Below are 23,501 nucleotides of genomic sequence, written 5' to 3'. Positions count from 1 at the left end.
GAGCCCCACATGAATCAAGAACGTATCGATCGAGTCATTAAAGGCATGAAAGAACACGGGATCGACGATATCGTCATTTCCGACCCTATCGCCATCTTCTACCTTCTTGGAAGAAAGATCGTTCCCGGCGAAAGAATGCTCGTCCTCTATCTGCATGTAGACGGCACGGCAAAACTCGTCATTAACGAACTCTTCCCCCAAGACGGCGATGTCGGCGTAGAACTTGTCTGGTATAACGACATCGACGACGGCGTAAAGATTCTTTCCGACCATATGGTTCCGGGTAAAGTCATCGGCATCGACAAGAACTGGCCCAGCCACTTCTTGCTCCGTCTCCAAGAGCTTCATCCCGAAATGAAATACGTCAATGGCTCGGCCATCGTCGACGATGTACGTCAAATCAAAGATGAAGAAGAAAAGCAATTGATGCGCGAATCCGCTGAAATTTGCGACAAAGTTATGGAAGAGCTGATTCCCTGGGTCGTCAAAGGCCTCACGGAAAAAGAACTCAATGCCAAGACCCGCGAACTCTTTGCCAACCACGGTGTCATGGAAGTGTCCTTCGACCCGATCACGGCTTACGGCCGCGGCGGCGCCGACCCGCACCACGTCACTGACGACTCCAAGGGCAAACGAGGCGATTCCGTCGTATTGGATATCGGCGGCTTCTACAAAGACTACGCTTCCGACATGACCCGTACCGTCTTTATCGGCGAAGTGTCCGATAAAGCTCGTGAAGTCTACGAAATCGTTAGAGAAGCAAACCTCCGCGGTATTGCAGCCGCTAAACCGGGCAATCGCATGTGCGATGTCGACAATGCTTGCCGCGATTACATCGAATCCAAAGGCTACGGCGAATACTTTACCCACCGCACCGGTCACTCCATCGGTTTGGAAGACCACGAAGTGGGCGACGTTTCTTCCGTTAACGAAGCCATTATTCGTCCGGGCCAATGCTTCTCCGTCGAACCGGGTATCTACCTGCTGGACGAAGGTATCGGCGTTCGCGTCGAAGATATCGTCCTTATTACCGAAGACGGTTGTGAAATCTTGAATAAAGTGACAAAGGATCTTATCGTCGTAGAGGAGGAATAAGATGGTAGCCATTAAAGAAGGACGCATGCCCTTTAAAGGATTTGAAACCTACTACCGTATTACCAATCCCGATGGAAAGAAAGCCCCCCTCGTTCTGCTTCACGGCGGACCGGGGAGCACCCACAACTACTTCGAAGGCTTTGACAAATTAGCCGAAGCCATCGATCGTCCCATCGTCATGTACGACCAAATCGGCTGCGGCGAATCCGCCACGCCGGGTCACACCGAGCTATACAACGCCGACGTATGGATGGACGAACTCCAAGCCTTAAGAGATCACCTGGGCATGGACAAGGTCCACCTCCTGGGTCAATCCTGGGGCGGCATGCTCGCAATCTACTACATGATGGAGAGGGAACCGGAAGGCGTCCTTTCGATTGTCCTGTCGTCCACCCTTCACTCCGCCATTTTGTGGCGTGAAGAACAGTGGCGCCGGATCTACCGCTTTATGTCCAAAGAAGAACAGGACATCTTCAACAAAGCCGAAGCGTCGGATCAGTACGACGACCCGGCCTACTTGAAAGCCCTGGATCACTTCATGGAAATGTACTGCGGCCCCACCGTCGACGCCGGCAGCCCGGAATATTTGAAACGGGAAAAGAAAAATGGCGGCGAAGTCTACGTGACCGGCTGGGGAGCCAATGAATTCGGCCCCACCGGCACCTTGGCCGACTACGACTACCGCGGCAAGCTCGGTAAAATTACCGTGCCCACCCTGGTTACCAGCGGCCAAATGGATTTGTGCAGCCCCTTCATCGCCAAGAGCATGTATGACGAGTTGCCCAATTCCCGCTGGGAACTCTTCCGCTACTCCCGCCACATGGCCTTCGTAGAAGAAGAGGAAAGATACTTCGAAGTCATGAAAGACTGGCTGAAAGATCTCGATTAAAACAAAGCGCCGCCCGGCGCAGGCGAGGTCCCTTCGGGGGCCTCGCTTTTTTGTGCGCCGACACCCTTCTTGCTATAATAAGGATGAAAGGAGGTGCGCCATGGGAAATATTATCGAACTGCCCCGGGCAAAAGAGCTGGAAGAATCCGTCAGCGCCCTGCGCCGGGCGGCGGCCGAGGCGATTTGCGCTAATATCAGCCTCGTTTACGTCGAGGGGAAGGCCATCGAAATGAACTACCGCCTGGCCTTCGGCGAATTGGAGATCGCCATATTCGATACCTATTGCCGCACCTTGCGCCTGAGGCGAAAGCGGGAAGTGATCCGGGGAAAGATCACCCGGCAAGCGCCCCGGTCCGTAAAAATTTTAGAAGCCCAACTGGACGAGGAGCTCGCCCGCTACGAAGGGGAGCTGCTGCGGAAGAAGCGGCTGGTGGAAGAAGCCCGGCAGTGGGAGAAACATCCCCGAGGCGTGGTAAAAGAAGGGGCCATGAAGGCCCAGTTCACCGCCGTGATCCTCGCCCTGCACCCGGACGTTCGCCCGGAGAAAAGTGATTTACGCATTTTAAATGATGCTGCAGACGCCTATATCGACGGCGACGGACAAAAGCTGCGCCGCCTGCGAAAAGATGTGCGCGCAGATGACGACGATCTGCCTCTCGGCGGCTTAATCGATGAAGAAAAGCGGCTGATGGATCTGGTACAAGACCTGGAGGCGGAAAACGGCGCCGTCCAAATTCGCGCCCCCTTTACCATGCGGGCCAATGTGGAAGAGGAAGAGGCGCGCAGGGCGTGGCGGGAGCAGCTGGAAGGAGAGCTGGAAAGCCATCGCCGCCGACTGGCGGAAGAGGAAGTGGCCCTGACGAATATGATGAAGCTGGCGAGGCGATTGGAAAACAAAAGGCCTTAAAGAAAATTGAATCTACGGCACAAAAAAAGAGCTGCACATGCAGCTCATTTTTATTTGCGGTACTCGCCTCGGAAGTGGGTGCTTCCCACGAAAAGCACGGTGTAACGTCCCGGCGGCGCGTCTTTCGACAGATCGGAGGCACGGGTTTGGACATTGATGTAGCGGAAGCGGGGATACATCATATTTTCCCGATGGGAGGGAGAGTCCCACCAAAGCTTGTAATAGGTGCGGGCCAATTGCTTGCCGTCGGTCAACAGAGGACGGCTGTTCTTCCCGATCCGCACCGTGGAAGTGTTGCAGATTTCAAGCAAATTTTCTCCCCGGGCCGTGGTGAAAAGCCGGGGCTCCAAATAACTGAAGGCCGTGTTCCATTTCCTGCCGTCGGTGCGCACGTGGTCCTGTCCCCGAACGGAAATGGATCCGTAGGCGGCCAGCTCTTCGCAGCGGGTAATGCCCCCCTGTTCCAAATCGTCGGCCCATTCCAGGGGATGAAGGCCCAGCCTGCGGCGATCCTCGTTGATCAGGCGCAGGAACTCATTTCGAAAGGCGGCCTCGTCGTAACTTTGGCCCCGATTGAAGGCGGCGATAAGATCGTTTTTGGCGAGGACGGGCTTGGGCGTCGGTTGCGCCGGTTGCGTCTGTTGTTGCGCCGGTCGGGCAGGGCGCGGGGCGGCAGGCGCCTTCGCCATGCCGTTATAAAGCATGACGAAGACATCGCCTCGGGTGGCGGGGGAGTCGGCACTCAATGGGCCGATGTCCGAGCCCTTGCCGACGATTCCCGCCGCATTGGCACGGGCGACCCAGCCGTCGGGCCAGGATGTTTGCGTCGCTTGGGCGGGAGTCAGGCTGCCATCTGCGATGACGACGGCGATCTTCATCATTTCGGCATTGAAAATATATTTTTCCGGGCCGAAAGTGCCGTCGGGATAGCCGACAATGGCTCTTACGCCGCCCATCCCCTTGATGTGGCTCGCCACATTAATGTAGCCGTTGGCCCAATGGTTCAGGGGGACGTCGGAGTAGGCCCGCGTCTTCATTTGGGCGGCGTCCTCGGCTCGGGCGATTTTCGTCAAGAGGGTGGCGATCTCCGAACGCTTAATGGGCAGGTCCAGCCCCAGGGAGCCGTCGGGATAGCCGGTGACGATGCCCTTATTTTGCAAGGCGGAAATTTTTTCCTCCCGAGTCATGGCGAAAGCCTTGCCCGCCGGCAAAAGCAGGGCGGCGGCGAGCAAAAGCACGGCTAACTTTTTTACCGATCCTTTCATATATACCTCCGAATGTCGTATATAGCTGTTATTTTATCTTCCGAATCCCATTCTACCACGCCGCCGCTTTATTTGTCCCGAAAAGGAATTTTCTCCCGTGACACAAAAGGAGCGCAAGGATTTTTTTAATTCCTTTAAAGTGAAAAAAATAAATTGACAGTGGCCGGTCGTAAAGGTTACACTGAGGACTGCTGAATTACAAGCTATTTAGTAGACTTTAATATCAATCAGAAAGATACATTCGGGAAAGGAAGGAAACCCATGACAAGCAATAAAGAAATTCGGGACGTCGAAAATTTTTCGGCCATTCCCTTGTCTAATGAGAGTATAAAGAAAAGAAGAAACAATCTGCTAAAATCGGTCATCGGGGCGTCGGTCATCGCCACCGGGCTCACCATGATGCCCCAGGCATCCTTCGCCCAAGTGGCGGAGCAGCCCCCGGCCATCGTGCAAAAGGAAGCCGTAGCCGCACAAGCTCCCGCCGCGAATGCAACCGAAGCTGCCTCTTCGGAAGCGCCGGCGAAAGCAAAGAAAGATGAAGCTGCGGAAGCCTTAGCCGTCGACAGCGCAAGTGTATCGGATGCTGCGCCGGAAGCACAAGGGACAGAAGCGCAAGAGACAGCTGCACCGGCCGAGACCGCTACCACGCCGGAAGCGGGCTTGGAAATCGGCAAAGAACAGTCGCCGGAAGCCCAACAAGGTGCGGAAACTGAGCCGAACTATGTCGAAGATGAAAAGAAAATCCAAGACTACAATGAATCTGAACATTATAAGGAAACGGATTTACAACCGGGAAATGTAAATCAGGAGCTCTACAATACCGATGAAAAGAAGGTAAAAGACGGCTTTAAATTTGATGTTAAAAACCCATCCGCAGAATCGCCGAGTAAGACGGAATACGGCTACCAAATCACCATCGACAAAAAGACCGGCCAAAGAACCTATACTAAGATTTCTGTTACAGATTCAGGACTTGTACCGGCACCCTTAGGCGAAAAACCTATGATGGAAGAAGGAGATAAATTGACTTCTGAATCCCCTGAGGTAAATTTCAAGCCGGATGAAAATGGAGAAGTGACTGCCGGTGGACGACAAAGAAATTTAAACTACGAAGCCGGCGAAGAGACCCTAAAGCACATCAACAGCAAGGACAATTCATCTACTTCCTTTGGCATGAAGGATGACTATACTAAAGAAAATCCGGGAGTGAAGTTTTTCGGTGAGAACTTCGTTTTAACCTATAAGGTAAACCCATGGCCAAATGAAAATGACAAGCTTGAGTTGATGAAATTAAATGGAGAGTACAATGAGAAGGTCTTTGTCCAAGGTCAAGATATCGACACCGGTATCAAGGTAGACAATGTAGACGAAAATGCAAAGGAAAGACTAGTCGGCCAAGTTTATAACCCTGTTACAGGTAAAATTGTTCCGGGAGCAAGTGCCTATATAGGAGATGATGGCAATATCCACGTTAAGTTACCTGACGGAGCCCTAAAGAAGGATGAATCCGGCAAGACTGTCATCAATGAAGACTCCATCTTTAATACACCTGAATTTAAAGCCCTTCAAAACCTAGATGTTAAATTCTTTGCCCGTCCGAGAACAGCTGACGAATTTAGAAAAATAGCTCAAACACCGGATGACTTTGGTGAAATAGGAACCTATACAGAAACAGGGGCAGGAACAGGTACAATCAATCACAAGGGTCAAGATGTTACCATCGATAAACAAGGCATCGATCGCTACGACCACTACAACCTCATCGGAGACTTTAAGCTAAATCTTGACGATACAAGATACTACGAGCAAAACTTTATTGACGGAAATAATGAAGATACAAGAAAAAACACGTCATCATCTGTTAAACCCGGAGAACCTTTTGAGGTAAAAATTTATGAGCCGGAAGAATCCGGCAAGTATCAAAAGTCTTCATCTGAAATGAATGAGGCCGAAAACAGGGGAGAAGCTTCCGGCAAGGTCATTTTAGACTTTATCAATCGTGAAAATCAGGGCAAGGAAGACAAGGACCAATGGAAGGTAACCTTGACTGATGGAGATATTGGCAAGTTTTCTATTACGCCGCCGAAGTCCGCCAAGGCAGGGGACTTTGTGGCCGTGCCGGTAGAATACACCTACACCAATGGCTCCAAAGACACCCACTGGTTCCATTTTGTCGTTCAGGAATCGGACAACTACCGACCGGAATACCATGCGGAGATCGGATTCAAGGGAGATAAATTAACGAGCACTCCGGACCCCGTACCGGAAGATACGAAGAAAAACAAACCCCTTTCCTATGAACTCGTTCCCGGAACTTACAAGGACAGCGCGGGCCATGTTTGGGATAATATTAAAGTAGACCCGAAAACCGGTGTGGTTACCGCAGTTGTCCCCGAACACGCCGAGATTAAAGGCGGGGAAAACCTCTTTGTCGACGTCAAGGTCAACTATGAAGACGAGTATGGTGTAAAGAAAGAAGAGACCGTTAAGGCGCAGTTCATTGCCCGCCCGAAATACAAGCAAGAAGTCACGAAAGAATTTACGAGCAAGATTCCCTTCGAGACCAAGGTCGTCTATGACGATACGCTGGAAGCCGGAAAAGTCGTAAAAACGGAAGGCGTCGTCGGCGAAACGAAGACCACCTTCAAGCAAGTGGTCATCAATGGCGAAAAGGGAATTATTAACGACAAGGGTGAGTTTGTAGCAGGTAAAGAATCCGCCGAAGTGACTACCGTAACGGAAAAACAAGACGCCGTGATCCGGATCGGCACCAAGCCGGCGGAAACCAAGGTGGAAATCCCCTTTGACACGGAATACGAACTGGACTACACGAAGAAAAAAGGCGAAGCACCGACGGAAATCACTCCGGGCAAAAAGGGCGAAGTCACCATCACGACGACGAGAGATCCTGAAACCGGCGAAATCAAAGTTACTCAAGAAGAAACAAAGGCTCCGGAGAAGAGAAAACTGAGCATCCCGGCGGGAACGGAAGGTACCCACGAGTACAAAGAAGAAAAACCCTTCACATTTGATGTAGAGTTCGATCCCAACTTCTATACCAACTATCCCGATGCGACGGAGAACTATAAGGTCGTCACTGAAGGAAAAGTCGGAGAAAAGACGACGAAGTGGAAGATCGAAAACTCCAAGATCGTCGGCGAACCGGAAATTACGGAAACCGATCCGATCAATGCAATCATCAAGGTAGGCCAAAAAGACTACACGGGCACGGTGAACAACACCGTGACGAAAGAAGTCCCCTACACCGTAAAAGTAGAATACAACCCCAACCTTGCAGCAGGCACGACCAATGTAAAGCAAGAAGGCAAGGCCGGATCCAGAACCTATGAATACAGCGGCGACATCGTAAACGGAAAACTTAAAGACGGCACCAACTTCACGGAAAAAGAACTGACCGACAAGTATGTAGAACCGACGGAACACATTATCGAAATCGGCACCAAGCCCGTTGAAAATACGAAAGATGTGGAAAGCGAAGTCGGCGTCGATGTGGAATGGGTCTTCGATCCGAACAAGGACATCGGCGTTATCGAAGTCGGCGATCTGATTCCCGGCAAGGTGACGACAACAACAAAGAATGTTTACGATCCTGCAACAGGTGAAATTAAAACGATTCAAGAAACTGTCGTAGAAAAAGGCAAGAGAAAGGTTGTCGCCGGCACCAAGGCCTATAATGGAGAGTTTGAAGAGGTAAATAAGGACATTATTCCCTATGAAACGGAAATAGTCTTTGACAATACCTTAAAAGCCGGCGAAAAAGAAATTACGCAAGCCGGAGAAAACGGTCTGAAAACCACGACGACCAAGCGGCATATCGTTAATGGCGAAGTGGTAGGCAGCGATGATCCCGTTGAAGAAATTACGAAGGAAGCCAAAAAACAAATTATCAGAGTGGGTACCATGACCGACGGAACCCACTCCCACACAGAAAAACTGCCCTTTGAAACGCATGTCGAAGTCAATCCGGAGCTTAAAAAGGGCGAATGGAGATACAAGACCGTGGACGGTGCCGAGCAAAAAGGCAAACTCGGCTCCAGAAAAACCGAATGGACGATTGTAAACTCTGAAGTTCAAAAAGATCCTAAGGTAACGGAAGAAAAACCGGTGGACGCCATTATCGAAGTGGGTTCCGCAGACTTTGAAGGCGAAGTCAAGCACACGGAACACTTTGAAATCCCCTTTGAAGTAGAAGTCAGATATAATGATCAACTTCCGGCGGGAACGAGTAAGGAAATTCAAAAAGGCGTCGTGGGCTCCTACGATGTGGAGTACAAGCAAGCCATCAAGAACGGCGAAGCTGACGGCGAAATGACCAAGACGGAATCCAACAAGGTAGAAGCGAAGAAGCATATTATCGAAATCGGAACCAAGGTGGAAACGCCGGAAAATAACTACTCCAAGGATGTGGAAGTCGAAATCGAATACGTTTACGACGATACCAAGGACAAAGGCGTCGTCGAAACGGGAGTTCTCACTCCCGGCAAGGTGGAAACCAAAGTCGTCGACAAGTTTAATCCGGAAACCGGAAAGGTCGAACAGAAAACTGAACAAGTGGTAACCAAGGCCAAGCAAAAGGTTATCGTCGGCGCCAAGGACTTCACAGGCACTTACGAATACAAGAAGACCTGCCCCATTCCCTTTGAAGTGGAAGTTAGAGAAGATCCAACTCTTTCTAAGGGTGAAAAGAAAATAGAACAACAAGGTGTGGCTGGTTCTAAGACCACGAGCTATGAACAAGCGATCAAAAACGGTCAACCGGATGGTCAAGCTAGACAGGTCGGCGAACCTACAATTGTAGAACCGACCAAGCACATTGTCCTTGTCGGCACAAAATCACTTGAAGGCAACAGAGAGTATGTTGTAGATAAGGCTATTCCTTACGGTACAAAAGTAACCTATGACGAAAACCTCGAAGCAGGTACCCGAATCGTAGATAACGAAGGCAAGGACGGCACGGAAAGAGTGACGACGACCATCGCTACGAAAGATGGAACTATAGAATACAATTCACATGGAACAGTTATTGTTGAAAAAGAAGACAGGGTCGTCCGCGTCGGCATCAAACCGGTTGTTAAGACAGAAGAGATTCCGTTTGAAAAAGAATTTGAACATGATCCGAATCTGGAAGCCGGCAAAACCGAGAAAATTTCCGACGGCACGCCGGGCAAGGTAACAATTACAACCAGCTTCAACAAGGAAACGGGTAAACTTGAGACCAAGGTCGTACGAACGGAACCGACTAATGCGAAGTATAAATACGGTTCGAAGACCGAAGGCAGCTTTACAGTGGAATCCGAAATACCCTTTAAGGTTCAAGTCATCGAAGACGAAACCCTTGATGCGGGCACTTACAAAGTGGAACAAGAGGGCGTAGTCGGCAAGAAGGAAACTGCAGTTAAAGTTAAAAACAGCAAGGAAGAATCAAGAGAAGTAAAAACAATTACAGAAGCTGTAGATAAGATTATCAGAGTCGGTACGAAACCCAATGATAAAATGTGCCCGGTTCCCGAAGATCCGAGCACGCCGAACAACCCGAATCCGAGCAATCCGGGCGGAGACAATCCGGTGAACCCGAATCCGAGCAATCCGGGCAACCCGGGCGGGGACAACCCGAGCACTCCCGGTGGCAACACTCCCGGCGGCAACACTCCGGGCGGAGACAATCCGGTAAACCCGAATCCGAATACGCCGAATAATCCGGCAAATCCGAATCCGAGCACGCCGGGGAGTCCGGCAAATCCGGATAAGTCGGAAGGTTCCGTGCCCGGCAGGGCAAGCCAAGTGGACGAAGAAGACGGCAGCAGAAGAGCGACCCCATCGGCCCTTGAAGGAGCGAAGGGAAGTGACGACGCAAAAGCGCCGCAAACCTTCGATCCCGGCGTCGCCGCTCCTGCGGGACTGGCCGCACTGGCATCGGGCCTCCTCGTCGGTTTGGAACGCTTGAAGAGAAGAAAAAGAGATTAATCTCTCGAATCGAATAGAAAAACACCGCCATGAATTTGTGGCGGTGTTTTTGTATTGAAAGGACCTGGGCAAAGAGGGCAAAAGAAAAGCACCCGCAGGGGTGCTTTTTGCATGCCTTTCAAGGCGCTCTTAATTGATTTTTTGGAAGATGGAGATGGAGCGGTCGGCGTCTTCGTAGTAGACTTCCATGCCCATCTTTTCTACGATGAAGCGCAGGGGCACCATGGTGCGATCGTTTTGAATGGTGGCGCCCACGTCCAGGGGGACGGTGTTGCCGTCGATGACGGCCAGGTTTTTGTCCGCGGGTAGGGCGATGGTGTGGCCCTTGTATTGAACCACGGCGGTGCGCTCGGGAGCGTTCCAGCCCACTTCGGCGCCGTAGGATTCCATTAAGAAGCGCAGGGGCACGAGGGTACGGTCGTTTTTAATCACCGGCGTCGTGTCCATGGTGCGGTTTTTGCCTGCGGCGGTAAAGTTTTTCTTGCCCACGGTCATGCGCACTTTCGCATATCCCGGGGATTCTTTCACATAGCTTGCGCTGTTGCCGCCGAATCTCGCCTTGTAGGCGATGTAGGCGCCGTTCACCTTTTGTTGGGTAAAGACGGCGGCGGGCTCTTTCGCGCCCGCTTTCCAGCTGTTCGTGTCGCCTTGTGCCGCGCCGTTTTCCACGGTCCACTTGATTTGATTCGGATCGATGGCGATGCTTCTACCCGCCTTGGTCACGCCTTTCGGCGCCAGGGTAATGATATTGCCGTTGTCCTTAACCGCCAGAGTAAAGCTCTTAAGGGCGGAGGGGCTTTGGATATCCACGGGCAGGCTGACGGTGAGGCCCGTGTTTGTGGTCAAGAGAATATTGGTCTTGCCTTGCTTCGGCGAAAGGAAGCGGCCATTGAGCCAGGCACCTTTGCCGAAGGTGCTGTCCGTGAGGCTGTAGCCGATGCCGTTTACCTTCATGGGGTGGTAGTTGCTGTCCCAGGCCTTGGCCAGATTGTAGCTCGCCACTTCGCCCAATACGATGTGGCGAGGCCCGCCGATTTCGCCGCCGGCGAGGGCGGTTCGGGGCGCCTTGTTCATGACGCCGATGCCGTTAACGATGCGCCGCTCGGCTCCGTTGCGTTCCGGGCGGGTGATTTTCGTGTTTTTAAAATCTCCGTGGCCCCGAGCCACCAAGGTGGTGGAGCCGCCGCCGTCTAAGTTAATGGCTTTTTCCACGCCCAAGGCGGCGACGGTGGCCGCCCATTCGTTCAGCTTCATGCCGCGGCTTCTGGAGCTGCGGCCTTCCGTGGCCACGAGATAGACGGTCTTGCGGTCTTTGGAAATGGCCGCGGCGCTGCGTGCCCGGTAGCCGTCGATGGAGGCGGCGTCCATAATGTAGGGCTGGGCCAGGCCGCCGTTAACCAAGAGGGCGTGGCCGCCGATTAAAAAGCGCCAGTTTCGGTTGGGGCTCACATTGTAATTCAGACGCAGCTTTTGGCCCACTCTGACGTTTTGGCGAATAAAGTCTTTCGCCCGGCCGTTGACCTGCAAAATATATTTGCCCTTGGGAGTGACCATAGGCAGGGGACGGTCCAGGGAAATTCTTTCCACGACGAAATTGCCGTTCACCAGCACCTCGCCGCTGCCTCTGAGTCCCCGAGAGACGGAGGTCCAAAAGTCGTTGTACAATTGGATGCTGTCTTTGTGGGAGGGGACTTGGGTGTGGTTAATAATGTAGTCGGTTTTGTTTAAGCCGCTGATCCTGTAGCGGGCGCCGTTTTGTGCCGTGGCGGTGCCGTTAAAGGTAAAGCTTTCAATGTAGGCGTTTTTGTTGGCGTCGATGCCGAAGGCGAACAGGCCGACGGATTCCAAAGGCGAGGACTGAAGCTTGCCGCCGACGACGGAAGGGCCGAAGGGCGCGCCTTGTTTCGACATATTAAAGAAGTCGCCGTTAATGCCGGCGTAGGCATCGGTGCGGTCGGCCATGTGGCTCACCGTGTCTTTGCGGGTGTAGCTCCCCGCCCCGGCCATGACCTGAAGATCCGCTGCGGGATTGTTCAGATCCACCTGAATCACGTCGACTTTGTGGTTTCTGCCGCCGATGGTTGCGGAAAGCTCCCGGCGAATGACGCCGGGGGAGACGGTGGTCCGTCCGGTTTCTTTTAATGAAACGGCTTCGGCACCCTTGGGCATGAGAAGCACCAGGGCCAAGACCCATAAAAATACGAATTGCCTTTTTAATAGATTCAAATCAAACACCTCTTTCTCCTTTCATTGTACTGGAAAAGGAATGCCTCTTGCGTGTTATTCCCGTTACAAATCCCGGGGGAGTTTGCGGCCGTCGATCTTTCTGAAAAAGTCGTTGTCCGCCGCCTCCAGCGCCGGAAGATCGTAGCCCATGCGCTGCATTTCGTTGAGCTTAAAGATCATCAGGTTCACGTCCACGGAAAAAGCCCGGGCCATGTCCATATAGGAGTAGCCCGCCCGCGCCATGGCATAGACCGCCTCTTCGTCCAAGAGGAAGTGGGCGGAGAAGATATTCGCCTCCAGCTCCATGGCGTCGGTTAAGTGAAAGAGGGTGTATTCGACGAGCTCCGCCCCCTCGGCGTGTTTGCGGTGGTAGAGATGGTGGCCCAGCTCGTGGGCGAGGACCATGCGCTGAATCGGCGCCGGCATGCGGTCGTTGTAGAAGACGAAGGGCTTGTTCAAAATAATTTTGTACATGCCCAAAAGCTTCGTGGAAGCGGCCATGGGAATCAGATCCACCTTCATGGCCTCCAGGGCCTTTTTCGGATCGCCGTCGTAGCGCGCTCGGAGGCGGGCGGCGTCGTCGTAAAGGTGGCGGTGGCGGTTAGTGTTCTTGTTCATGGGGCCCGCCCGCCTTCTTCGATTCGCTTTCCAGCTTCGCCCGGAAATAGGCTTCCTGAATGGCCTCAAACACCGCCTGCTTGTCCTCATCGTCTAATTTGCCGCCGGCGAAGAGGCCGATGACCCCGTCCACCAACTCACGGGCATCTTCGGCGCCGCTTTTTCCCCAGCGGGCCTGAGCCGCCATAATAAAGGCGTCTTCCTCCGTAAAGAAATAGGCCTTGGGCACGTGAAATAGCTCGGCCAGGGCGTCGTAAGTGGCGTCGTGGCGGGGGCGCAGGCCGCCGGTTTCGTAATTGGATATGGTGCGCAGCGACAGGCCCAGCGCCTCGGCCAAGTCTTTCTGCGTCATGCCCCGCTCTTTCCTGAGGGCTTTTATTTTTTCTCCGAATGTCATGATTCACCTCGATGTGCAATTTAATTGCGTATAAAAAAGAAAAACACCTTGAAAAACGCAAGTCAATTTCGTATTATGAAAGCAAATAGGAAATCGAATTGCGTAAATCATAGAATGAATTGCGCCTTTTGTCAAGAAAGGATCGCCATGAAACGGGTTATTTTACATTCGGACATGAACAATTGCTACGCCTCCATCGAAATTCAGCGCAACCCATCCCTTCGGGGGAAGGCCCTGGTGGTGGGCGGCTCCGTGGAAGATCGCCACGGCATCGTCCTGGCCAAGTCCATAGAGGCCAAGGCCATGGGCATTCAAACCGGCGAGGCCCTGTGGCAGGCGAAAAACAAATGCCCGAACCTTATCGTGGTGGAGCCTCACTACGAGGTGTATCTGGATTTTTCCCGGCGGGCTCGGGCCATTTACTACGACTACACCAATCAGGTGGAGCCCTTCGGTCTGGACGAGTGCTGGCTCGATGTGACGGGAAGCACGCATCTCTTCGGCTCCGGCGAGGCCATGGCTCATACCATTCGCCGGCGCATGAAAAAGGAGCTGGGCATTACGGTGTCCATCGGCGTGAGCTTTACCAAGACCTTTGCGAAGTTGGGAAGCGATATGAAAAAGCCCGACGCCGTGACGGTCATCGCCGAGGAAGACGTGGCGAGGAAAGTCTATCCTCTGCCCGCCGACGCCATGATCGGCATCGGACGAAAGACGAGGGAGAAGCTGCGGGCCGTGGGGATCGATACCCTGGGGGACTTGGCCGCGGCGGATGTGGCCCTTTTGAAGAGCCGTTTGGGCATCAACGGGGTGAAGCTTTGGAAAAAGGCCCGGGGCATGGAGGAGGATCCCGTGCGGGACCGAGACGATCTGCCCCCCATAAAGAGCGTGGGCAACGGCATCACCCTGCGGGAGGATTTAAAAAGTCCCGTGGAGGTGCGGCGGATTTTTCAGATCCTCGCCTTAAAGGTGGCGCGCAGGCTACGGGAAGGGGAGCTCATGGCCCGGGGTGTGGAAATTCATTTGCGGGATGTGGATTTAAGAACCGCCTCTTTTCAATGCAAGCTGCCCTACGATGGGGCGTCGTCTTTTCTCTTAAGGGATGCGGCCTTCGATTTGTACTTGGCGAAAATGGATCCCGCCCGTCCCATTCGCGCCGTCACCATTCGCGCCACGGACCTCGTGCCGCGAAAGGCGGCGGTGCAATTGGATTTGTTTTCCGATTACGAAAAAAAGAAGCGGGAAGATGCCCTGGACGATGCCATATACGGCATCCGTCGGCGCTACGGCGAAGATTCCCTCACTTTTTTGGGCCTCTTAAACGACACGAAAATGCCCCTTCACACCACCGACGTGGTCACCCTTCCCCACCCGGTCTTGCGATAGGCGTTATTTTAGTGTGCAAAAGGGGTAAATAGATTGAATAGAACATGGAGATTCGATAAAATAGGGGAATAGACAGAAAGAGGAGGTGATGTCCGTGAAAAAATCGCCTTACAACGGCCTGGCGCTGATCTCCCAAGTGGGCCTCAATGTACTGATTCCCATTCTGGGCTGCATGCTCCTCGGCGCGTGGTTGGATAAAAAAACGGGAGGAAGCGGTTTGTTTCTTCTGCTTCTCACCCTCGTGGGCATCGCCGCCGGCGTCATGAATATTCTTCGCTTGGGAAAGAAGCTATGAAAGATCGCTTCACCAACGAATACATCGCCTTGACCGCGGGGTTTGCCCTCGTCGTATCGGGGGTGTTGATCGTGGTTTTGAAAGATCCGAAGCCCGTCGTACTGGGCTGGATTTTCGGTTCCCTGATTGCCATGGCCATGTTTAAGCTCATGTACTTTACCTTGCTCCGCGCCCTGGATAAGCCCGAGGCGCAGGCTGCGCGCTACACGGGTATCCATTACCTGCTGCGCTTTATCCTTTATGCCGTCGTGTTAATCGTGGCGGCCAAGGCGGAGTACTTAAGCCTGGTCGGGACGTTTTTCGGTCTATTATCCGTCAAGTACGTGATACTTCTTAGAAACATGTTCGACTATCTTCGCAGTAAGAAAGGAGGGGGCTTTTGAAACGAGGCATCGTCTTTCACGCAGGTGACAAGACCATATGGCTCCACGAATCCTTGTTCACGACCTTTGTCATCGTCGTGGTCCTCGTGATTCTGAGCTTATATATTAACTCAAAAATTAAAAAAGCCGACCTTAAGGAAAAGCCCACGGGACTTCTCCACGTGGTGGAAATCCTCGTCGGTGCGGTCAATAATTTAACCGTGCAGACCATGGGCGAGCACAACAAAGGCTTTGCGCCCTACATGCTTTCCTTAGGCGTATTCTTAGCTTGCGCCAATCTGTCCGGGCTTTTGGGCTTTGTACCGCCGACCAGCGACTACAATGTCACTCTGGCGCTGGCTTTAATTACCTTTGCCATGATCCACTTCTTCTCCTTAAAGACCAAGGGGATCGGGGGCTATTTAAAGCAATACGCCGAGCCCATCGCCATTTTAACGCCCATTAATATTTTGGGAGAGCTGGCCAATCCCGTCTCTCTCAGCTTCCGTTTGTTCGGAAATATTTTAAGCGGCGTGTTGATCATGAGTCTGGTCTATCAGGGACTGGGATTGATTTCGAAATTCCTCATTCCCCTGGTCGCGTGGCCCTTACACGGCTACTTCGACGTATTCAGCGGCATGTTGCAGACCTTTATCTTCGTCATGCTGTCCATGACCTATATCAACTCCGATATGGCCACCCCGGAAGAAATCGCAGAGAGAAAAGCAAAAAGACAGTCGTAACTATATAGATTGAGCATATAGGGAGGAAACATATGCAAATTACCAGTGAAGCGTTCATTTTAGGTTGTTCGGCCATCGGTGCCGGTTTGGCAGTTATCGCAGGGATCGGCCCCGGTATCGGTCAAGGTTATGCAGCAGGTCAAGCGGCATCGGCCGTCGGACGTCAACCGGAAGCCAAGGCTGACATCGTTCAAACCATGCTTCTCGGTCAAGCCGTTGCGGAAACCACGGGTATTTACGGCCTGGTTATCGCCATTATCTTACTGTTCGTCAAACCCTTATTAGGTTAATAAAAGGCGCAGAGAACCGAAAGGAGTTGTCCCTATGGAAATTTTTGTCGTGCCGGACATGTGGAATGTGTTGGCACAATGGGGCGCCACACTTATCTTGTTTCTCGTCATTCGCCACTTTGTCTACGAGCCGGTCAACGAATTCTTAGAGAAAAGACGCCACGCCGTCGTTTCGGAAATCGAAGAGGCGGAGGATCTTTTGCAGGAAGCGGAAGACCTTCGCAACGAATACAAAGACAAAATACAGCAGGCCCGTAAAGAGGGGGCGCAAATCATCGAAGCCTCCAGAGAACGGGGCAGGGACCTGGAAAAATCCACTTTGGAAGAAGCCAAGGTTCGCGCGGCGAATATGATCGATAAGGCTGAAAAGGACATTGCCAATCAAAAGGCCGAAGCCATGAAAGATGTGCGCAACGAAACCGCCGATCTCGCCGTGATGATCGCGGAAAAACTGTTGAAAGAAAACATTGACGTGAAAAATCAAGACGCATTGGTCGACGGCCTCATCGAAGACTTGGAGAAGAACCATGTATGATGAAGGTCTGAGCAAATACAGTATCGCTCTCTATGATGTGGCGAAAGAATCCGGCGACTTTATGTTGGATAAATTGGACGAGGTGCGGGAGGCCTACAAGGATCCGGCATTGATGCATGCCATGGCCCATCCCAAACTTCGCCGGGAGGCAAGGCGCGCCATTTTGAAGGAAGTCTTCGGCGACGACCTGCCTGAGCCTTTGTTAAATTTGCTCTTGATCGTGGCCGATAACGGACGCACGTATCGCATCGATCGCATACTGCAGTCTTATGAAGATTTGTGCTATGAAGATCAACGCATCGAGCGCATCCGCATCGTCACGCCCATGCCCTTGTCCGAAGAAAAAGCCGAGGCCATTCGCGCCGCCTACGCAAAAAACCGAAAAGGCGAAGTGAAGGCCAAGGTGGAGATCGACCCGTCCTTAATCGGCGGTGTGAAAATCATCACCGACGAAGGCGTCATCGACCACAGCCTGTCGAGGCAGCTGGCGGATTTGGGGCACAGCTTGAGACAGAACCCATAGAGAGGTGAGACATGAAACTAAGATCAAAAGAGATCGGCGCCGTCATACGGGAGCAGATCAAAAACTATAATGTAGATTTGGTCATGGAAGAAGTGGGCACCGTCATCGAAGTCGGCGACGGCATCGCCCGCATCTGGGGCTTGGAGCAAGCCAAGGCCGGCGAGTTAATCGAATTTCCCGGCGGCGTTTACGGCATGGTCCAAAACCTGGAAATGAACAATGTAGGCGTCGTCTTACTGGGCGACGGCGACATTAAAGAAGGGGACGAAGTCAGGGCCACGGGCAAAGTGGTTCAAGTTCCCGTCGGCGAAGGCCTTCTTGGCCGGGTGGTCAACGCCCTGGGCGCACCCATCGACGGCAAAGGCGACTACCCTTACGAAAAAACCATGCCCATCGAAAAAATCGCCCCCGGGGTCATTACGAGACAATCCGTCTCCGAACCCCTGCAAACGGGCACCAAGGCCATCGACGCCCTCTTCCCCATCGGCCGCGGCCAACGGGAGCTGATTATCGGCGACAGGCAAACGGGTAAGACCGCCATTGCCATCGACGCCATCATCAATCAAAAAGACACGGACGTCATTTGTATTTACGTGGCCATCGGTCAAAAGACCTCCACGGTGGCACAAATCGTGGACACCCTGGAACAACACGAAGCCATGGACCACACCATCGTCGTGGCGGCGACGGCGGCGGAACTTGCGCCGATCCAATACATCGCCCCCTACGCCGGGGTCACCATGGCGGAAGAATTTATGGCACAGGGCAAAGACGTGCTCATCGTCTACGACGACTTGTCGAAACACGCCGTGGCCTACCGGACCATGAGTCTTCTTTTACGCAGACCGCCGGGACGGGAAGCCTTCCCCGGCGACGTCTTCTATCTCCACTCCAGACTGCTGGAGCGGGCGGCCCGTATGAGCGACGAATACGGCGGCGGATCCATTACGGCCCTGCCCATTATCGAAACCCAGGCGGGAGACATTTCCGCCTACATCCCTACCAATGTCATCTCTATTACCGACGGCCAAATCTTCTTGGAAACGGACCTGTTCTTTGCGGGACAGCGGCCGGCCATTAACACCGGGCTTTCCGTCTCCCGTGTCGGGGGCGCCGCCCAAACCAAGGCCATTAAGAAGATTTCGTCGACGATGAAATTGGATTTGGCACAGTACAGAGACCTGGCATCCTTCGCCCAATTCGGCAGCGAACTGGACAAGGAAACCCAACGGACCCTGGCCCAAGGGGAGCGGATGATGCGGATTTTGCGTCAACCCCAATACCGCCCCATGAAGCTGGAGCATCAGGTGCTGATCCTCTATGCCGTCACCAAGGGCTATCTGTTGGATGTGGACGTGGACGATGTGTTGAATTTCGAAGAAGAGTACCTGCTCTATGTGGAAAATCACCATCCCGACCTCATCAAAAATTTGCGTGAGCAAAAAGAAATGACCGATGCCATCGAAGACGCCATCAAGGCGAGCCTCGTCGAATTTAAACAGACGCGATAGGAGGTTTTTATGGCATCAACGAGAGAAATTAAACGGCGCATCAAGGGCATTAACAGCATTTTGCAAATCACCAAGGCCATGGAGCTGGTCTCCACGGCCAAGCTTCGCCGCGCCCGCATCCGACTTGCCAAAACCAAACCCTATTTTCAAACCGTCGTCGACGACATTCGGGAGATCTTAACGATTGTAGACGACAATCATCCCCTGCTGTCGCGGGAGAAAAGAGATGCCGTACTCTACATCGTGCTGACCTCGGACAAGGGACTTGCCGGCGGATACAACGCCAATGTCCTGCGCCTGACGGAAAAGGCGATTAAAGAAGACGGCCTTCCGTCGAAGCTTTTGGTGGTGGGCACCAAGGCCAAGGACTATTTCGAGCGTCGCAATTACGACATCGTCGAGTCCTACACGGGGCTCAGCGAAGATCCCGAATACTCCGACGCCAGGGAATTGGCCGCTGCGGCCATGGACCTGTACGAAAGCGGGGAAGTGGATGCCATTCGCATCATCTACACCCGTTTTATTTCCACCATCAGCTACGACGCGCAGGTGGTATCCATTCTGCCTTCCGACGAATTGAAGGCCAATGAAGACCGCACCACCGCCCGTACGCAAATCGAATTCGAACCGTCGCCTATGGCGGTGCTGGACGATTTGATTCCCATGTACGTGGTGACGACGATTTTCGGCGCCCTCATCGAAGCGGCCGCTTCGGAACAGGGATCCCGTCGGGTGGCCATGGAAAACGCGTCGGACAATGCCCACGACATGATCGACGAGCTACAAACCAACTACAACCGCGCCCGTCAAGCGGCGATTACCAATGAAATCACCGAAATCGTCTCGGCGGCGGATGCAGTGCAATAGGAAGAGGTATCGGTATGCATGAGAATATAGGAACTATCTGCCAGGTCATCGGACCTGTGGTAGACATCCAATTCGAGCAGGAATACCTGCCGGATTTATTAAACGCCATTAAAATAGAAAACGGCGAGGAAATCCTCACCGTGGAAGTGGCACAACACATCGGCGACGACGTGGTGCGCTGCATCGCTTTAGGCGCCACCGACGGACTGAAGCGGGGAATGGATGCCGTCAACACCGGCGCCGCCATCTCCGTGCCCGTAGGAAATCAAACATTGGGCCGCATGTTCAATGTTTTAGGCGAGCCCATCGACGGCAAAGACGCCTTAAAGGGCGAAGAAACCTCGCCCATTCACAAAAAGGCCCCGAGTTTCGAAGATCAGGATACATCCAATGAAGTCTACGAAACGGGGATCAAGGTTATCGACCTGCTCTGCCCCTATGCCAAGGGCGGCAAGGTCGGCCTCTTCGGCGGGGCCGGCGTGGGCAAGACCGTCTTGATTCAGGAATTGATTCACAACATCGCCCAAGAACACGGCGGCATTTCCGTATTTACCGGCGTCGGCGAGCGTACCCGTGAAGGGAACGACTTGTACTACGAAATGATCGACTCCGGCGTTATCGATAAGACCGCTTTGGTTTTCGGACAAATGAACGAACCGCCGGGAAGCCGGATGCGCGTCGCCTTAACGGGGCTCACCATGGCGGAATACTTCCGCGACGAAGCGGGCCAAGACGTGCTCTTATTTATCGACAATATCTACCGCTTTACCCAAGCGGGAAGTGAAGTTTCCGCCCTCTTGGGCCGCATGCCCTCCGCCGTCGGTTACCAACCCACATTGGCGACGGAAATGGGCGCGTTGCAAGAGCGGATCACATCGACGAAAAAAGGCTCCATCACATCGGTACAGGCCGTCTACGTTCCCGCCGACGACTTAACCGACCCGGCGCCCGCCACCACCTTTAACCACTTGGACGCCACCACGGTTCTTTCGAGAAACATCGCCGGTATGGGCCTCTATCCCGCCGTGGATCCTTTGGACTCCACCAGCCGGATTCTCGACCCCAACGTGGTTGGCGCGGAACACTACAACGTGGCCCGCCAAGTACAGGAAGTGCTTCAAGAGTACAAAGACCTGCAAGACATTATCGCCGTTCTGGGCTTGGAAGAGCTGTCCGAAGAACAACGGACCACCGTGGCCCGGGCGCGGAAGGTGCAACGCTTCCTGTCGCAACCTTTCAGCGTGGCCAGCCAATTTACCGGCATCGACGGCAAGTATGTGCCCATCGAAGAAACGGTGCGCGGCTTTAAGGAAATCTTAGAAGGCAAGCACGACGATGTGCCCGAATCCGCCTTCCTCTTTGTCGGCGACATCGACGAAGTCTTGGAAAAAGCCAAGGCCGCCGCGGCAGAAGAGCAAGCTTCCGCTCCCGAAGAAGATGAAGGGAAAGAAGGAGACGAACAATGATCGACCTGCGCCTGGTGACCCCTCACGGCGACGGCTTTGAAAGGCAGGTGGACAAAGTCATCGTTCGCGGAGCTTTAGGCGATTTAATGTTTATGAAAAACACGGCGCCCATCGTCACGCCTCTGGGCTACGGACTTATGTACGTCTATGAGGAGGGCAAGCGCAGCGTGGGCCTCGTTCACGGGGGCTACGCTTCCATGAAAGACAATGTGGTCACCATTGCCACCGACGCCTTCGAGTGGACCTACGACATCGACGTGACCCGGGCGCAAAAGGCCAAAGAACGAGCCGAGGCTCGCCTGCAAGAGGCCCGCGCCGCCGGGGAAGAACACACGAGAAGCATCGAAGAGACCAAGATGGACTTGTTAAGAGCCATTAACCGAATCAAGCATGCGGAATAGGAAAAGGAGCCGTCGGAGAGATCCGGCGGCTGTTTTTATGGAAAGAAAGCCACCTACCTGCTTCTAGTATGCTATTCCTCTCCGTGCTATAATAATTCCATAGTACAGCTCGCTTCGGGATGAGTTAGAGATGGAGACGACATGAAAGATTTTACGGACATTAAAAATTTTCAGGACTTTACAAATAAATTCAGAATAAAAAATTCCCTGCCCGGGGTGCTCACCACCCTGCTCCTTTACGGCATCCTGTTCTTAGTGCAATTCGCCTTGATCTACGCCGTGGGGCATTATTTAAAAGAGCACGAGGACATCTTTCAATGGGTCTTTTTCATCGTGGACCTGGCCGTCGGCCTTCACATCGTCAACGACAAACGAAACGACGCAGTGTACAAGGTGGCCTTTCTCTTTACCATGATCGTCCTGCCCATGTTCGGCGCCTTTCTCTACATATTGAGCAAATGGGACATTATGCGCCGCTGGTTTTCGGAAAAATTCGAAAGCTCCAAGAAGAAAAATTTCACCTACTATCGCCAAGACCCGGAGATTATGGAAGAAACCCGCCTCTTGGATCCCCTGTTTTATAATACGGCCCGCTTTTTGTGGAATCAGGAAGACTATCCCCTGTACCGAAATGGGGACTGCGACTATTTTCCCTTGGGGGAAGCGTACTGGCAGCGCATGTTGGAAGAGCTGGAAAATGCGAAGAAGTTTATTTTTATGGAATACTTCATCGTCCAACAGGGAGATATGTGGGACAGCATTTTAGATATTTTAAAGCGCAAGGTGGAAGAGGGCGTGGAAGTGCGCCTCATGTACGACGGCACGGCGGTGCTGACGAAGCTGCCCATTAACTATCCCCAGGCCATGGAAAAGCTGGGCATTAAGACCAAGGTCTTTAAGCCCATTGTGCCGGTCTTAAGTCTGTATCAAAACCACCGGGACCACCGCAAGATTCTGGTCATCGACAACAAGGTGGCCTTTACCGGCGGCATCAACTTAGCCGACGAGTACGTCAATTTAACGGCGCCCTTCGGTCATTGGAAGGATACCGGCGTTGCGGTCTACGGCTCCTGCGTCCGCAGCTTTACCAATATGTTTCTGTCCATGTGGGACGTGAATGCCGACGATCCGGAAAGTTTCAGACCCTATATCGCGCCGCCCGATGAAGAGTACAGGGGCAAACACAGCGGCTATGTGATTCCCTTTGGTGACGACCCCTACGGGAAGAACCGGGTGGGGAAAGAAGTCTATAACGACATAGTGAACCAGGCGGTGAATTACCTCCACATTATGACGCCCTATTTGATTCTCGACGACGAGACCAAGAGCGACTTGATTCACCTGGCCCACACGGGCACGGACGTGAAGATCATCACGCCTCACATTCCCGACAAGAAAGTTGTCTTTCGCGTGACCCGCAGCTATTACAAGGAGCTGATTCGAAACGGCGTGGAAATTTACGAGTACACCCCGGGCTTTATTCATGCCAAGAGCTTCGTTTCCGACGACCGAAAGGCCGTGGTGGGCACCATTAATTGCGACTACCGCTCCCTCTTTTTGCACTTCGAATGCGCCGCCTACTTTTTCGACAAGGCCATGGCCCGAAAGGTGGAGGAAGATTTCCAAGAGACCTTAAAGGAATGCACGCCCTTTACCATGGACATGTGCATGGAATTTAATTACTTCCAACGGGCGGCGGGCCGCGTGCTCCGTATTTTTGCCCCGATTATGTAGGAGGTT

General features: G+C 53.0%; 20 protein-coding genes. 16 read left to right on the top strand and 4 right to left on the bottom strand.

What is annotated here, in order from left to right; all coding sequences use genetic code 11:
* The first annotated feature begins 9 nt into the window (after positions 1 to 9).
* The 3 genes from BN7444_RS03210 (at position 10) to BN7444_RS03200 (ending at position 2,891) form a co-directional block, all read left to right on the top strand.
* The gene (locus tag BN7444_RS03210; protein ID WP_068455667.1) at positions 10 to 1,095 is read left to right on the top strand and encodes a M24 family metallopeptidase; all 1,086 of its coding nucleotides are present in this window, start codon (positions 10 to 12) and stop codon (positions 1,093 to 1,095) included.
* A 1-nt stretch (position 1,096) separates the two neighbouring features.
* A complete protein-coding gene (pepI, locus tag BN7444_RS03205) occupies positions 1,097 to 1,984 on the top strand; it encodes a proline iminopeptidase (RefSeq protein WP_068455664.1) in 888 nt (295 codons plus the stop codon).
* A gap of 100 nt (positions 1,985 to 2,084) precedes the next feature.
* Entirely contained in the window at positions 2,085 to 2,891 is an 807-nt protein-coding gene (locus BN7444_RS03200) for a hypothetical protein (protein WP_068455660.1), read from the top strand.
* A gap of 50 nt (positions 2,892 to 2,941) precedes the next feature.
* On the opposite strand, the gene BN7444_RS03195 is transcribed toward BN7444_RS03200, so the two are convergent.
* The gene (locus tag BN7444_RS03195) at positions 2,942 to 4,156 is read right to left on the bottom strand and encodes a CAP and S-layer homology domain-containing protein (RefSeq protein WP_068455656.1); all 1,215 of its coding nucleotides are present in this window, start codon (positions 4,154 to 4,156) and stop codon (positions 2,942 to 2,944) included.
* A 261-nt stretch (positions 4,157 to 4,417) separates the two neighbouring features.
* Here BN7444_RS03195 and BN7444_RS03190 point away from each other — a divergent pair, with 261 nt between their 5' ends.
* Positions 4,418 to 10,141, top strand: a complete 5,724-nt coding sequence (locus BN7444_RS03190) for a G5 domain-containing protein (RefSeq protein WP_068455654.1) — start codon at positions 4,418 to 4,420, stop codon at positions 10,139 to 10,141.
* A gap of 129 nt (positions 10,142 to 10,270) precedes the next feature.
* Here BN7444_RS03190 and BN7444_RS03185 read toward each other — a convergent pair whose 3' ends face one another.
* From BN7444_RS03185 to BN7444_RS03175, 3 genes are read right to left on the bottom strand one after another with little or no spacing between them, the layout of a single operon-like run.
* Entirely contained in the window at positions 10,271 to 12,376 is a 2,106-nt protein-coding gene (locus tag BN7444_RS03185; protein WP_068455651.1) for a stalk domain-containing protein, read from the bottom strand.
* Between the two features lie 54 nt (positions 12,377 to 12,430).
* Entirely contained in the window at positions 12,431 to 12,985 is a 555-nt protein-coding gene (locus BN7444_RS03180) for an ImmA/IrrE family metallo-endopeptidase (RefSeq protein ID WP_068455648.1), read from the bottom strand.
* Entirely contained in the window at positions 12,969 to 13,382 is a 414-nt protein-coding gene (locus BN7444_RS03175; RefSeq protein WP_068455645.1) for a helix-turn-helix domain-containing protein, read from the bottom strand. Before BN7444_RS03175 ends, BN7444_RS03180 begins: the two co-directional genes overlap by 17 nt.
* Positions 13,383 to 13,529: 147 nt before the next feature.
* On the opposite strand from BN7444_RS03175, the gene BN7444_RS03170 reads away from it, so the two are divergent.
* The 12 genes from BN7444_RS03170 to cls all read left to right on the top strand — a co-directional run bounded on the left by BN7444_RS03170 (position 13,530) and on the right by cls (position 23,495).
* On the top strand, positions 13,530 to 14,768 hold the full coding sequence (locus BN7444_RS03170) for a DNA polymerase Y family protein (RefSeq protein ID WP_068458397.1): 1,239 nt from the start codon (positions 13,530 to 13,532) through the stop codon (positions 14,766 to 14,768).
* Positions 14,769 to 14,862: 94 nt separating this feature from the next.
* Positions 14,863 to 15,063, top strand: a complete 201-nt coding sequence (locus BN7444_RS03165) for an AtpZ/AtpI family protein (RefSeq protein WP_167627197.1) — start codon at positions 14,863 to 14,865, stop codon at positions 15,061 to 15,063.
* A complete protein-coding gene (locus BN7444_RS03160) occupies positions 15,060 to 15,446 on the top strand; it encodes an ATP synthase subunit I (RefSeq protein ID WP_068455638.1) in 387 nt (128 codons plus the stop codon). Before BN7444_RS03165 ends, BN7444_RS03160 begins: the two co-directional genes overlap by 4 nt.
* Positions 15,443 to 16,168, top strand: coding sequence for a F0F1 ATP synthase subunit A (atpB, locus tag BN7444_RS03155; protein ID WP_082941241.1), 726 nt, complete (start codon positions 15,443 to 15,445; stop codon positions 16,166 to 16,168). The genes BN7444_RS03160 and atpB overlap by 4 nt, the downstream gene beginning before the upstream one ends.
* Positions 16,169 to 16,200: 32 nt before the next feature.
* Positions 16,201 to 16,458: an ATP synthase F0 subunit C gene (gene atpE, locus BN7444_RS03150; protein ID WP_068455635.1), complete on the top strand. Its 258-nt coding sequence runs from the start codon at positions 16,201 to 16,203 to the stop codon at positions 16,456 to 16,458.
* Positions 16,459 to 16,492: 34 nt separating this feature from the next.
* Positions 16,493 to 16,993: a F0F1 ATP synthase subunit B gene (gene atpF, locus BN7444_RS03145; RefSeq protein WP_068455632.1), complete on the top strand. Its 501-nt coding sequence runs from the start codon at positions 16,493 to 16,495 to the stop codon at positions 16,991 to 16,993.
* Entirely contained in the window at positions 16,986 to 17,516 is a 531-nt protein-coding gene (gene atpH / locus BN7444_RS03140) for an ATP synthase F1 subunit delta (RefSeq protein WP_068455629.1), read from the top strand. The genes atpF and atpH overlap by 8 nt, the downstream gene beginning before the upstream one ends.
* Before the next feature lie 11 nt (positions 17,517 to 17,527).
* Positions 17,528 to 19,027 carry a F0F1 ATP synthase subunit alpha gene (gene atpA, locus BN7444_RS03135; protein ID WP_068455626.1) on the top strand — a complete coding sequence of 500 codons (1,500 nt, stop codon included), beginning with the start codon at positions 17,528 to 17,530 and terminating at the stop codon, positions 19,025 to 19,027.
* A gap of 9 nt (positions 19,028 to 19,036) precedes the next feature.
* The gene (atpG, locus tag BN7444_RS03130) at positions 19,037 to 19,894 is read left to right on the top strand and encodes an ATP synthase F1 subunit gamma (protein ID WP_068455623.1); all 858 of its coding nucleotides are present in this window, start codon (positions 19,037 to 19,039) and stop codon (positions 19,892 to 19,894) included.
* 14 nt (positions 19,895 to 19,908) lie between these two features.
* Complete coding sequence (atpD, locus tag BN7444_RS03125; protein WP_068455620.1) at positions 19,909 to 21,360, top strand: F0F1 ATP synthase subunit beta; 1,452 nt, start codon at positions 19,909 to 19,911, stop codon at positions 21,358 to 21,360.
* Positions 21,357 to 21,761: an ATP synthase F1 subunit epsilon gene (atpC, locus tag BN7444_RS03120; RefSeq protein ID WP_068455617.1), complete on the top strand. Its 405-nt coding sequence runs from the start codon at positions 21,357 to 21,359 to the stop codon at positions 21,759 to 21,761. Before atpD ends, atpC begins: the two co-directional genes overlap by 4 nt.
* A 141-nt stretch (positions 21,762 to 21,902) precedes the next feature.
* Positions 21,903 to 23,495, top strand: coding sequence for a cardiolipin synthase (cls, locus tag BN7444_RS03115; RefSeq protein ID WP_082941240.1), 1,593 nt, complete (start codon positions 21,903 to 21,905; stop codon positions 23,493 to 23,495).
* Positions 23,496 to 23,501 lie beyond the last annotated feature (6 nt).

This window comes from Peptoniphilus pacaensis (assembly GCF_900088125.1).
Taxonomy (GTDB): Bacteria; Bacillota; Clostridia; order Tissierellales; family Peptoniphilaceae; genus Aedoeadaptatus; species Aedoeadaptatus pacaensis.
The sequence above is the reverse complement of the archived record's forward strand: the minus strand, read 5'-3'. Positions and strand labels throughout refer to the sequence as shown.

What these genes read in the sequence shown, in the direction of transcription:
- BN7444_RS03180 (WP_068455648.1), bottom strand. Translation starts at nt 12,985, where the DNA reads ATGAACAAGAACACTAACCGCCACCGCCACCTTTACGACGACGCCGCC.
- atpA (WP_068455626.1), top strand. Translation starts at nt 17,528, where the DNA reads ATGAAACTAAGATCAAAAGAGATCGGCGCCGTCATACGGGAGCAGATC.
- atpF (WP_068455632.1), top strand. Translation starts at nt 16,493, where the DNA reads ATGGAAATTTTTGTCGTGCCGGACATGTGGAATGTGTTGGCACAATGG.
- atpD (WP_068455620.1), top strand. Translation starts at nt 19,909, where the DNA reads ATGCATGAGAATATAGGAACTATCTGCCAGGTCATCGGACCTGTGGTA.
- BN7444_RS03175 (WP_068455645.1), bottom strand. Translation starts at nt 13,382, where the DNA reads ATGACATTCGGAGAAAAAATAAAAGCCCTCAGGAAAGAGCGGGGCATG.
- BN7444_RS03170 (WP_068458397.1), top strand. Translation starts at nt 13,530, where the DNA reads ATGAAACGGGTTATTTTACATTCGGACATGAACAATTGCTACGCCTCC.
- atpH (WP_068455629.1), top strand. Translation starts at nt 16,986, where the DNA reads ATGTATGATGAAGGTCTGAGCAAATACAGTATCGCTCTCTATGATGTG.
- BN7444_RS03200 (WP_068455660.1), top strand. Translation starts at nt 2,085, where the DNA reads ATGGGAAATATTATCGAACTGCCCCGGGCAAAAGAGCTGGAAGAATCC.
- BN7444_RS03160 (WP_068455638.1), top strand. Translation starts at nt 15,060, where the DNA reads ATGAAAGATCGCTTCACCAACGAATACATCGCCTTGACCGCGGGGTTT.
- cls (WP_082941240.1), top strand. Translation starts at nt 21,903, where the DNA reads ATGAAAGATTTTACGGACATTAAAAATTTTCAGGACTTTACAAATAAA.
- pepI (WP_068455664.1), top strand. Translation starts at nt 1,097, where the DNA reads ATGGTAGCCATTAAAGAAGGACGCATGCCCTTTAAAGGATTTGAAACC.
- BN7444_RS03210 (WP_068455667.1), top strand. Translation starts at nt 10, where the DNA reads ATGAATCAAGAACGTATCGATCGAGTCATTAAAGGCATGAAAGAACAC.
- atpC (WP_068455617.1), top strand. Translation starts at nt 21,357, where the DNA reads ATGATCGACCTGCGCCTGGTGACCCCTCACGGCGACGGCTTTGAAAGG.
- atpE (WP_068455635.1), top strand. Translation starts at nt 16,201, where the DNA reads ATGCAAATTACCAGTGAAGCGTTCATTTTAGGTTGTTCGGCCATCGGT.
- BN7444_RS03190 (WP_068455654.1), top strand. Translation starts at nt 4,418, where the DNA reads ATGACAAGCAATAAAGAAATTCGGGACGTCGAAAATTTTTCGGCCATT.
- BN7444_RS03195 (WP_068455656.1), bottom strand. Translation starts at nt 4,156, where the DNA reads ATGAAAGGATCGGTAAAAAAGTTAGCCGTGCTTTTGCTCGCCGCCGCC.
- atpG (WP_068455623.1), top strand. Translation starts at nt 19,037, where the DNA reads ATGGCATCAACGAGAGAAATTAAACGGCGCATCAAGGGCATTAACAGC.